The organism is Herbaspirillum sp. WGmk3 (genome assembly GCF_023952535.1).
Lineage (GTDB): Bacteria > Pseudomonadota > Gammaproteobacteria > Burkholderiales > Burkholderiaceae_D > Herbaspirillum > Herbaspirillum huttiense.
Genome location: NZ_JAKYWT010000001.1, coordinates 253,517 through 265,910, shown reverse-complemented (window position 1 = coordinate 265,910; position 12,394 = coordinate 253,517). Strand labels below are relative to the sequence as shown.

The 12,394-nt window shown below is 62.5% G+C and carries 3 protein-coding genes; all 3 read left to right on the top strand.

Annotated elements, in window-relative coordinates:
- Positions 1-4: 4 nt before the first annotated feature.
- The 3 genes from MKD49_RS00970 (at position 5) to MKD49_RS00960 (ending at position 12,384) form a co-directional block, all read left to right on the top strand.
- Complete coding sequence (locus tag MKD49_RS00970; protein ID WP_209583806.1) at positions 5-1,165, top strand: HlyD family efflux transporter periplasmic adaptor subunit; 1,161 nt, start codon at positions 5-7, stop codon at positions 1,163-1,165.
- Between the two features lie 42 nt (positions 1,166-1,207).
- Complete coding sequence (locus MKD49_RS00965) at positions 1,208-2,848, top strand: centriolin protein (protein WP_252695189.1); 1,641 nt, start codon at positions 1,208-1,210, stop codon at positions 2,846-2,848.
- A 215-nt stretch (positions 2,849-3,063) separates the two neighbouring features.
- Positions 3,064-12,384 (top strand): Ig-like domain-containing protein, encoded by a 9,321-nt coding sequence (locus tag MKD49_RS00960; protein ID WP_252695188.1) that lies wholly within the window; start codon positions 3,064-3,066, stop codon positions 12,382-12,384.
- Positions 12,385-12,394: the final 10 nt, after the last annotated feature.

The window sequence follows — 12,394 nt, the reverse complement described above, 5'->3', positions numbered from 1 at the left end:
GAAAATGAATAAACCCGATCCCCATCACTCCCTGGTCTCGGCGCGCTGGATGTTGCGCCTGTCCATGCTCAGTGTCGTGCTGCTGCTGGTCTGGGCCGGCCTGAGCCACATCGATCAGGTCACCCGCGCGCAAGGGCAGGTGATTGCGGTCTCCCGTACGCAGTCGGTGCAGGCCCCTGATGGCGGACCCGTCAAGCAGATCCTGGTGAAGGAGGGTGAGGCCGTCAAGCAGGGGCAATTGCTGATGGTGCTGGAGCAGGACCGTATCCAGACCTCCCTCAACGACAGCCGCGCCAAGGTCGCAGCGCTGCGCATCAGCCTGGCGCGCCTGCGTGCCGAGGTGTACGGCCAGCCGCTGGTGTTCGAACCGGACTTGCTGGAGTACAAGGAATACATCGCCAATCAGAAGGACCTCTACATTAAGCGCAAGGCCCTGATCGACCAGGATCTGCAGGCCCTGCATGACATGCTCGGCCTGGCCTCGCAGGAACTGCAGATGAACCGCAACCTGGAGCAGACCGGCGACGTCGGCCGCGCCGACGTCCTGCGGCTGCAGCGCAACGTGGCCGACATCCGCGCCCAGATCAACAACAAGCGCAACAAGTATTTCCAGGAGGCCCTGGTCGACATGACCAAGGTGCAGGAAGACCTCAACACCCAGCGTGAACAGCTGGAAGACCGCAGCCAGGTGCTGGAACACACCGAGTTGCGGGCACCGGCTGACGGCGTGGTCAAGAACATCAAGCTCACCACCATTGGCGGCGTGGTGCGCCCGGGTGACGTGGTGATGGAAATCCTGCCGGTGGACAACCTGATTGTCGAGGTGAAGGTATCGACCACCGACTCCGCCTACGTCAAAGCCGGCCAGGAGGCCAACGTCAAGCTTGATGCCTATGACTATTCCATCTACGGCACCCTCAAGGGCCAGGTCGTCTACGTCAGTCCCGATACCTTGCTGGACGAAACGCGCCAGGGAGCCGTGCCCTATTACCGCGTCCACATCGCCCTGGAGGAGGCCGTCTTCAAGGGCCAGAAGGCCAATGCCATCCATGTCAAGCCCGGCATGACCGCCACCGTCGAGATCAAGGCCAATACCCGTACCGTCCTGTCCTTCTTGGTCAAGCCTATCGCCAAGACTCTTCAGGAATCGATGGGGGAGCGGTAAGCCCCATCGATTGCCCACTACTACCACTACAAGGAAAATTCCATGAAACCTGTCTCACTACCCAAGCAATCTGCTCCCGATCCGGCTTATCTTCTGCCGATGATCGGTACGCTGGCCGTATTTGCCATGTACATGCTGGTCAACGGCCTGCTTTACGGACGCGTGAAAGAGCTGATGGAGCACGTGGCCAATCCCTACTTCGTCATCTTGCTGGTGGTCGTGACCATCATCGGCCAGCTGCTCACCCTGTGGCAAACCTGGCGTCTGCTGGGCGAAGGCAAGTACCTCGGTCTGCTGGCCGGCCGGTTCAAGTCCTCCGAGACCCAGGACCGCCGTGTCAAGCTGGCCAACCTGAACGATACGCTGGCCGGTGTGCCCGCCGGCCTGGAAGTGCGGACCTTGTTCCAGAACCTGCTAAGCAAGGATGGCACGGCCCCGATCCATGATCCGGCCCGCCTGCAGCACCAGGCTGACAGCTTCGCGCTGGAAATCCAGCGCCGTACCACGCTGACCCAGTACATCGCCAACACCCTGATCGGCCTGGGCCTGTTCGGCACCTTTCTCGGCCTGATCGTGACCCTGAAGGAGGTGGCAGCGCTGATCGGCCTGTTCGGCGTGGCCGGTTCGGGCGGCAGCGACATGATGGCGCAGTTCTTCCAGAAGATGAGCGCGCCGCTGGCCGGCATGGGTGACGCCTTCGTCGCCTCGCTGCTGGGCCTGGGCGGATCCATCGTCAACAACGTGCAGCTGCTGGCCACCCGCAAGTTGCAGCGCGTGCTGTGCAACCGGGCCGAAGCGGCGTACATGAGCGTGGCCGATGCCGTTTGCGTGCCCGCCAACGGTGAGCCGGACGAACAGCAGATGCGCAACGATTTCTCCGTGGCCCAAGCCCAGCTGCAGGAAATCCGCAGCATCCGCAACGAGATGCACCAGCAGACCGAAGCCGTCCTGCTGGCCTCGTCCCGCATGCGCCAGGCCAGCGAACCCCTGGTGAAGTGCCTGGAAGGACTGGAAAAGCGCACCGCCGCCCAGGCCCAGGATCGCCCGCAATTGGAGCAGATTGCCGCCACCATGGAGCAGCGTCTCGGTGCGCTGGTCCACAAGTTCGAAGACACCCAGCAAGCGCATCAGGGCCTGCTGACCAGCGTACGGGCCATGGAAGTGCACCTGGCCGGCATCGCCATGGGGCAGACCGAAGCCAGCGACGACCAGCGCAGCGTCTCGCGCAAGCTGAGCGACCTGATCGCCGCCGCCACCCAGGAGGCCGAACTGGCGCGCCAGGCCATGCGCGAGCATGCGGACACCCTGCGCTCCGCCGTGGGACAAGACCTGCGCCAGCTCAGCGAACTGATCGAATCGAATCTGCGAGAACAGCGCGAACAAGGGCAGGCCCTCAGCAGCATGCAGACCAGCTCGCGCAGTACGCAGGTGGCCGTCGAGACCGTCGGTGCGCAACTGCTGCAGCAAGGCCAGCAACTGCAGCCGCACCTGATCGAGATCATCGCCCGCATCGACAAGGTCGACATGAATGCCGCCGCGAGGGCGCAAGCCACACTCTCGGCGACCGGCAGTCCGGCCCTGCGGCTCTCGGAAGAACATCAAGAACAGCAAGACCAGCAAGACCAGCAAGACCAGCAGGACCGCTTGCCACCCTCAGGTGCCGATCCGGAAAGCCATTCCTGACCTGCTGTCCCGGCAAGGCCAACGTGATGTTGGCCTTTGCCTGTCTGGTGCAGCGGTTTCGTCACTTATTTCATTCATTACTCACTCCATAGACCAGAGAAAGAGCGCTTCGTATGTCCAATGATCAAAACAAGGCTGGAATCAACCCGATCAGCAACAAGCAATTGCGCACTGCCCCGCTCCCGTTGATCATGCCGTCGGCCCGGCGCACCACCGTGGCAGCAGCCAGCAAGTCCGGAAAATCCACCAAGGCGGCCCAGCTCGGCAAGGAGCATACGGATGCAGTACCAGACGAGCCGCAAGCCGACATGGACCTGCTGACGGAAGCCGAGGCCGCCGCGCGCGCGCAGGAAAGCGCCGACGCAGCCATGTCGGTACGCCGTGGCGAGACAGACGAAGAAGAGGAGGAGAGGACGGAGGAACTTTCCGGCAACGCCCGACAGGACGATGAGCGCCTGCTGCTGGCGCAGGCCAGCAGCGCTTCATCCGGCAGCAAGACCGGTGCCGGTCAGACCAGCGCCGATGCTCCCGTCAGTGTGGGCGAGGAACTGTTGCGCCAGGCCGCCCCCTTGCCCGGCGCGCGCGAAAAATCCGGTGCCGACTGGATGGAGAGCTGGTTCGGCAAGGACTGGAAGCTGCCGCTGGCCATCGGCGGTGGCGCGCTGGCACTGCTGGGCCTGGCCGCCGCTGGCGGTGGTGGCGGCGGTAGCAGCGGCAATACCAATGCCCAGCCGGATGCCGGCAGTACGCCGGCCGTCCCCAGCAACACCTGGACACTGACCGTGACCCCGGCCGCCGGCATCTTCATCGCCGGAGCCTCGGTGCGCGCCATTGCCCAGAAGTGGATGGGCGGGGAGTGGCAGGACATCGGAAGCGCGACCACCGTGGATCGCAATGGCCGCATGAGCATCAAGGTCGAGAAGAGCCAGGTCACGGCGCAGGACATTGTGCGGGTGGTGATCCGCGATACCGGCAGCAGTGCTGACCAGCGTGATGAGGTCGCCGGCCCGATGACTCTGGGCTCCACTGACATGGTGGCCATCATCGGCAATCTCACCTCAGACCAGCAGCTCACCGTGAACCCGCTGACCACGCTGGCCGCGGGACGCATCGGCCAGGATCTGTCGGCCGCCAACATCGACGCCATCCATGCTGCCGTGGCCAAGGCCTTCGGCATCAATGCGGGCGACCTGGCGCATCTGTTGCCGACCTTCCTGGGTGGCGGCGGCAATCCTATCCTCACGCCGGACAGCCAGAACTACGGTCTGGCCCTGGGCTTGCTGGCGGGTATGGCGCAGGCGCAGCGCGACGCCGGCGTGGCCAGCGAGGATGCGCTGGGGGCTGCGCTCAAGCTCTTGGCCAGTGCCTTTGAAGAGCAAGCGGGCAAGTGGGTATTGAATCTGGAAAAGATCCGTTCGGCCACGGTCCGTGGTGCGGACGGCCAGACCCTGATGCCGGTCGGCCTGGATGAAGCTGCCCTCCGGCTCTACAACGCCGCCAGTGCAGATGGTGCGGGTGCCAACGGCGCTCAGGTGCCCTACATCAATATCGATACGGGGATAGAAAAGCCGGTCGCGGGTAAAACTCCCGCGCCAGGGGTGGCGGCCAGCATCAGCGCCGTCAGTTTTTCTGACGGATTGACGCTGAGGGTCAATACCGCCGATTCGGTCAAGGCGGGAGATAGCCTGCGTATCGAATTCATCCGCCTGGGCGCAGATGGCAAGCCCGTCGAAAATGCAAAAATCTTCACTTATGACTATGTCCTGACCCAGAAGGATGTCGATGCCGTCCGCAACAGCATCAATGACGCCAGCAACAAGGGCGGCGGCTTCTTCAAACTGACCGTGCCCACGCATATCGACGATCCGGCCAGAGCAGGCAATAGAGGAATCCGGCCAGCCAAGCCTTCCTCGTCCGATGCGACCATCTTCCTGCTGCCGGTCACCCGCCGTGACGGCGAGCAGGACAGCTACTACGACCCGGTCCCGAATGTCGACGCCACCTTCCAGCTGCGTGCGACTGGCAGCGCACTGGGCTATGTCGCCGCCGGGGCCAAAATCAGCCTGAACATGGCGCAGATCGCACTGGAATCGGCGCCGCCCGGCGGCACCTTCAACGGCATGGCCGATTCGGGAGCCAGCACGCTGCGCATTGCACTGGCCTTGCCCTACAAGATCTCCTGGAGCGGTAATGCTCCCAAGCTGACAGTCACACTGGCGGGCAGCAATTTCGATGCTGATTGTGAGACTTCGGACAACACCAACGGTGGTGATGTACTGCACTTCATACTCAGGCTGGGGGCGGCAGGAGATGCGTCCACCAAAGGCCTTGATGGCGATATCAGAATTCCGGCGAATGCACTGAAGTTTCACGCTGACAGCTACGTCTATACCGACGGTGGCAATCTGCTGTTCACGCCGGACGGTGCCGGAAACTGGAGCGACCGGGACGGCCATGCGTTCCCCGGCAACGACATCGCCAAAGCCATTGGCGTGGACACACAATTGGCCACCACCTACAAGGTGGATACCAAACCGCCGGCCGATCCCAAGCTGGAGATGGTCGAGCATCCCGTGTTTGTCAACGGCTTCCGTCCGGCGCTGGACGCATCAGGTGGGGGCGTGCCGGTGCCGGAAAAGCTCAATGCCATTGTCAGCAGTAATCCTGACGACGGCTTTTCCGTCTGGACCAGCAAAATTACGCAGAAATTCTCGGTCGTCACGGGGCAGTCTTTTGACAAGGTCAATGACAAGGGCGCCATTGTGAGGTTGATGGTCTCGTTCACAGGTACGGGCGGTCCCGGCGAAAACTTTGCCGAAGCGATTCTTGCGGAAGAAAGGCTTGATGAAAAGGGGGAGGCAACGTTCACCGAGTCCAGCTATAAAGCCGAAGTCGTGGCGAGTCTCAACAGGTTTGCGCAAAAGGCCAACTTCGGGGACGGCGTACCGCTGAAACTGAGTGCCTATGTACTCGACAAGGCCGGCAATAAAAGCCAGCAGCAGGACCTGACGTTCTCCGGCAATAGCGACAAGGCCAAATTCGTGCTGGATGTGCAGGCACCTCGTGCACCGGACAACGTGCAACTGGACACAGGCAGCGATACGGGCCGCGATACGGGCAGCACTACTACCGATAACATCACCGCGCTCTCCCAGCCGGTCGTGATCGTGAAGGGAGGAACGATTGGTTCGGTCATTTCGCTCTGGTCAGATGCCGCGCACGAGAAACTGCTTGGCAGGGGCCAGGTCGAGGCGCTTTCTAACATTGCTGGGGAAAATGGTGCCCGGATCACGTTGAGCTCCCCCCTGGACCCTGGTGACAACACCCTCTATGCCGGCCTGATCGATCAGGCCGGCAACAAGAGCGTCGGCGACAAGAGCCTGCAGGTTACCTATCTGAAGCCGATTGACGGCAACACCCCGCTCAAGCTCAACATCAGCAGTACCGCGCCCGCAGTCTCCAAGGGTTTTTACAAGGTCGGTGACGTCATCGAGGTCTCGGTCGACTTTGGTCGCGACGTGTTCCTCAAGCAGGGGAAGGTTAGCTCGCAACTGGCCGTGCAGCTGGTTCCTGCAAAAGCAGACGGTGCGCCGCCGCCGACGCCCGATGAGATCGCCAAAGCGCTGTACGTTGGCGGCTTGGGTAGCTCCATCCTGAAATTCAAGTACACGGTGGCACAGGACATCGACAAAGGCGCGCTCAACAGCGTATTCACCGCTGCCGCACTGCTCAACGCCGATCAGGTGCTGGAAGATGTGGCCGGCAGCACGGTGATCGGCAAGTTCATTGCCGTGGATGGACAATCGCTCAAGATCGACACCATTGCGCCCCCGGCACCGACGGTGGTATTGCCGGCAGGTCTGCCGATGACGGATGGCCAGCCGACGTTCAGTCTGGACGCCGCTACCAACCGCGGCTTTACCGTGAAGGCTGAAGCCGGCAGCACGATCAGCATCAAGGTCAAGAACATCAACAATCTCACCGGCAGCGGTTATACCAAGACCGTGATCGCGACCGGCGCTGACCAGATCATTACGCCTACTGCCGCCGAATTGGCCAGCATCACGGGCAGCGTGTTCCAGGTCACTGCCACCGCCACGGATGCCGCCGGCAACATCAGCGCGCAGAGTGTCGCCCAGACGTTCGTGCTGGACGTCCGGGCACCGGTCGCTTCGGCGGTCAGCAGCAGCCTGACCAGCGTCACCAATCAGCCGTTCGATTTCAAGGTCAGCTTCGATGAGGCGCTCAGGGCCGCGCCGAACAAAGATGATTTCACGGTGACCAATGGATCGATCACTGACGTGGTTCCAATCCCCGGCACCAATAGCTTCACGGTCAAGGTTACTCCAGCGCCCGGTGTTGACGCCGGTGTGGTCAGCCTGAGCATCAAGCCGGGCGCAGCTATGCCCTTGGCTGATATCGCCGGCAACCCGGTCGCCGCAGGCAATACGCTGGCCACCCAGGCCATCGATACCCGGGCTCCGGTCATCTCGGCGCGTCCCGAGGCCAGCGGCCCGGTGAAGAACGGGCCGATCAACTTCATCGTCGAGTTCAATGAAGCTCTGGATGCCGCCAAGGGCGGGGTACTGCTTAAAGAAAACTTCACTGCCACGAACGGCAGAGTGACTTCTGTGACTGCGCTGGATGCGTCCACCAAGCGTTACAAGGTGACCGTCGATCCGCAACTGCCAGCCTCAAGCACCAGGTCGGACACGCCAGTCTCATTGAATTACGTTCAAGTCTTTTCGCCGGGCTTCGCTGTGGCCAGCGACGCGGTCGGCAACCGAACCCAGAACCAGAGCAGCATCGCGACGCAGATCGTCGACATCATTGCCCCGACCATCACCAGCAGCGCCCTCAGCGCCACGGTCAAGACAAACAATCCGGTCAAGGCGGGCTACTACCACGCGGGCGACACGCTGACCGTCACGGTCGCATTCAGCGAGGCCGTGGTGGTCACCGGCACGCCCACGCTGGACCTGGACCTGGGGGGAGCGACCCCGCGCCAGGCCAGCTTCAGCGGCCAGAGCGAAGACAAGCGCAGCGTCATCTTCACCTACGTCGTGGCTGCTGGCGACAACACGGCCACGGGCGTGGCCTTGCCGGCCGACGGCATCAAGCTGCCCGTTGGCAGCAGCATCACCGATGTGGCCGGTAACGCGGCCACCCTGACGCAGGCTGCCAAGCCTGGTGACGCGAATGTCAAGATCGACAACGTGGCACCGGGCATTGAAGCCGCGAGTATCGAACCTGCGGTGGCCACTGCGAATGGCCTCTACAAGACGGGGGCCGTGCTGACGGCGGCGGTACGCTTCAGCGAAGAGGTCGAGATCAGTATTGCCGGTGGAAAGCCGACCCTCTCGTTGAGCATCGGCGGTCAGGAGCGCACGGCGACCTTGAGGGATCGCACGGCGGCAGATGACAAGAAGCTGCTTTACTTTACCTATACGGTGACGGCCGGCGACAACGAACCGTCCGGCGTCGTCATTCCCGCCAATGCCCTCAAGCTGGCGGGCGCGGCCATTACGGACGTTTCCGGCAACAATGCCGTGCTGGCTTACAGCGGTAGCGCGCCCAATGCGAGCATCAAGGTGGATACCAACGCGCCGGTGGTGAGCAGCGTGGTGGTCAGCGCTGCCGCCGATGCCGGCGGTACCGGCGGCCTCTATCGGGCAGGTGACAAGCTCACGGCCACGGTGACGTTCAATGAGAGCATTCAGGTCGATACCAGCGCCGGCAGTCCCACCTTGAAACTGCAGGTTGGGGCCGCTACGTACGATGCGACCTACGACAGCCAGAGTGGCAATGCCGTCAAGTTCAGCTACACCCTGAGCCCTGCTGATGCCGCCCCGGCCGGCGTAGCCGTCGCAGCTGGCGGCCTCGAATTGCACAACGCCGTCATCACCGATCTGGCCGGCAATGCTGCCAACCTGGCTTACACCGCGGTCCCGCCCAATCCGGCCGTGAAGGTGGACAATGCTGCGCCGACCATCACCGGCTTCAGCGCAGCCACCGACAGCACGCTGATCATCGGTAGTTCGCTGATGCTCAAGGCCAAGGTCTCCGAAGCACTGCGTCCGGGGGCCACCATGAAAGTCAGCCTGAACAATGGCGGCGAGGCCACGCTGACGCTGGATCAAAGTGACCCGACGCAATTTGTGGGGCAGTACACCGTTCAGGAGGCGCAGAACACCTCCAACCTGAAAATCAGCAGCTTCACCAGCACTGCCAAGGACCTCGCCGGCAATGCCCTGAGCCTGGGCGTGCCTGCTGGAAGCGCCAACCTCGGTGCGGTCAACCCCATCGCCGTTGATGCCACTCGTCCTTCCAAGCTGACTCTGTTCCAGCTGGACGCGGCCAGCGATGCCGGGTTCTCCGACAAGGATGGCCTGACCAACGTGACGTTGCCCAGCTTCCGTCTGGAAGGGCTGCAAACAGGGGCCCTCGTCACGATCAGCGCGACCTGGAACGGCAGTGTGCGCACGCTGCTGACGTTCACTGCCACGGCCACCAGCCAGAAGGTGACGCTGAGCGGGACGGCATTGGCCGATGGCACCTACACGGCCGTGAGCGCGAGCCAGTTCAGTCCCACCGGCAACCCCAGCGAAGGGCTGTTGCTGGGCAATACCTCGAAGTCCGGCGAGATGACTATTTCCACGGTCGCACCCACTGGCGTGGCGGCCAGTCTGGTGTTCGATTACATCCAGGACACGCTGGCCGAAAATGAACTGGGCCGCTATCTCACCCAAGCCGACGGAGCCAAGACCCCAGGCAGTCAGACTGCGCGCGATTACAGCACCAGCATCCAGACGCCCCGTTTCAATTTCCTCAATGGGCAGGATCGTGAAATCGCCGTGCTTTTCCGCGATGTGAACGGTAACAACGCCTTCGATGCAGGCGACATCGTACTGGGCCGCAAGCAGATCGGCTCCGCCACTGCGGTCTCCAGCTATCGGGTGACGACGGTGGGGGATGTGAAGAATAACGGCCATTTCGTCGACGTCGCGCCAGAAAACGGACTGGCCAATGGCCTCTACACCGACATCAAGCTGGTCCTGCAAAGCGAGGCGGGTAGCTATGGCGCGGCCTCGGCCGCTGCCGTCGGCAACCTGAGAGTCATCAACAATGCACCGTTGAAGGCGCTGACGGACGTCAAGGCGACCCAGGCCATCCCATCCGATCCGACTTCGGCCAAGACCTTGCAGCTGAGCGTTGGCGACGGTCAGCAGGGTGCGCTGCTGACCATCACGGCCGACCTGATTGCTCTGAATGGAAGCACGACGTCTGGCGTGACGATCGGTAGCGGCATACTGACCGCCAGCAAGACAGTGGAGATCGATACCTCCGGCTTGAACGGCCGCTATGAAAACTTCAAGGCCCTCCAGCGCTATGCGGGCAAGACCAGCGCCCCGGTGGAGGTGAAGAGCCAGTCGGGCGGTGCGCTGGTGGCGACCTGGGATCACGTTGCACCGACGGTCGCGGTGGCACTCAAACCGGGAATTACAGCGGCCCATCCGGGGCAGCCGGTCGATGTTGAATTCAACTTCAGCGAGGCGGTCACGGACTTCACTGCGGATGACGTCATCGTCAAAGGCGGCGCGCTGAGCGGATTGACTGCGCCTGCCGGGTCCGGCCTCAAGTGGACGGCGACGTTCACGCCGTCTGCCGCAGGCAATGTGGCGCCCAGCATTCAAGTCAAGGGCGGCTCCTATACCGATCTTGCAGGCAATCAGGGCGCGGGTAGCGACGTGTTCCACGTCACGACCAACACGCCCGGCACCGTCGCCCTCTCCGGCGGCTCGGCTGGCGGCGGTGTGCCGCAGGTCGGCGATACGCTGACTGCCAGCGTGACTGATCCTGATACGGTAGTCGCTCCCAGCGTGTCCTATGTCTGGCGCGTGGATGGCACGGTAGTGGCCGGCGAGACTGCCTCAACGTATGTGGTCAAGCAGGCTGACCGCGGCAAGACGATCACGGCCGATGTTCACTACACCGATAGCGCTGGCGTGAGCGAGAACGTCAGTTCGGCTCCGACCAGCGCCGTGCTTGCGCAGAACAGTCCGGGAACGTTTGCAGTCAAGATCAATGGCCGGTGGCTTTCTGCAGCTGAGATGGCTGATCCCGCTGACCGGATCCTGCACTGGAACGATAAGGTCGAAGTCCTGGTGTCCGACGCTGACGGCATTGATACGACCAGGCCGCAAAACTACGCTTGGGGTGACAGGCAGACTCATGTGCCGGTTGGTTTCGATAACCTCCATGCCCTGAACTTTGAGGTCCTCCCGAGCATTGCGAAGGATAGCCGGGTTACCTTGCTCGCCACCTACACAGACCTTGCGGGCAAGACTGCCACCATCGAGACCCCGGTCTTCAAGATTCGACCCGACCAGCGGCCCGGTAGCGTGACGATCGCTGCCTATGATTCCACGAACCCGGATAACCCCCATCACCCCGTTGCTGAGGGGGCTGCACTGCAGGTGGGAAATTGGGTTCATGCAAGCGTCGAGGACCAGAATGGTGTCGACCTGAACAATGTCATATATACCTGGCGCGTGGACGGGGAACTGCGTCCTCAGGAAAACTACAATGAATATCAAATCACGCAGGCCGACTACGGCAAGCAGGTCACCGTGGATGTCAGCTACATGGACAACGATGGCCATCAGGAGGCCGTACACAGCAACGCACTCGTGATTGTTCCCAATCCCGGCAATCATCCGGCCACGGGCGATGTGACGCTGTCCGGCAGCGGCACGGTCGGCACGGTCGTGATGGCCGCGCCGAGCAATATCCAGGATCAGGATGTCGTTCCACAGGGGGTTACTTATACCTTCACCTGGACGGCCACCGACAAGACGACCAATGCCGTGACGGACATCAGCAGCGCCCACTTCCAGGGCGGCGATTCATCAAAGCTGGTCGTGACCTCGGACCTGGCCGGCAAGGACATCCGGGCGGTGGCGCACTTCACCGACGGGGTCGGCAATGCTGAGTCCGTCGCGGGCAGCACACCGGTCGCTGCCGCGCTGCCAGCCAGTTTTGCGGTGCAGGGCCCGATCACCTTCACCGGTTTCGCCGACCCGGCCCCGGCCGCAAAGCTGCTCCAGGTCGCCTCCGGCAGCAATCTCTACATGCTGGACGTGGACGGCAACGGCACGATCGATCGCGCGGATGCCACTACCTACATCAGCAACCTGAACGGGCAATCCAGTCTGACCTTGCTCACGGGCGGCGGGCAGGGCAGCGCCAGGCTGCTGGACAAGGACAGCGCCGCTTGGGCAACGAACCCCGTCCTTGGCACCGCCACCGGTGCCAAGGGGGCCAACGGCACTAGCAGCGCGACGGATGTGCTGGCCAATGACTTCTGGACCTCCACGCCTGGCGGCATCGATGGGATCAATTCCCACTTCGTCTGGACAACCGATCCGAGGGGCCCTTATGCCAAGGCCGACAACTCCCCCGCAGCCGATGCCAACCGGCTGCATTACAACGTGTTCCAGGTGACGGTCAATCCCGGCACCGTACTGCCGGGTTGACGACGCCATG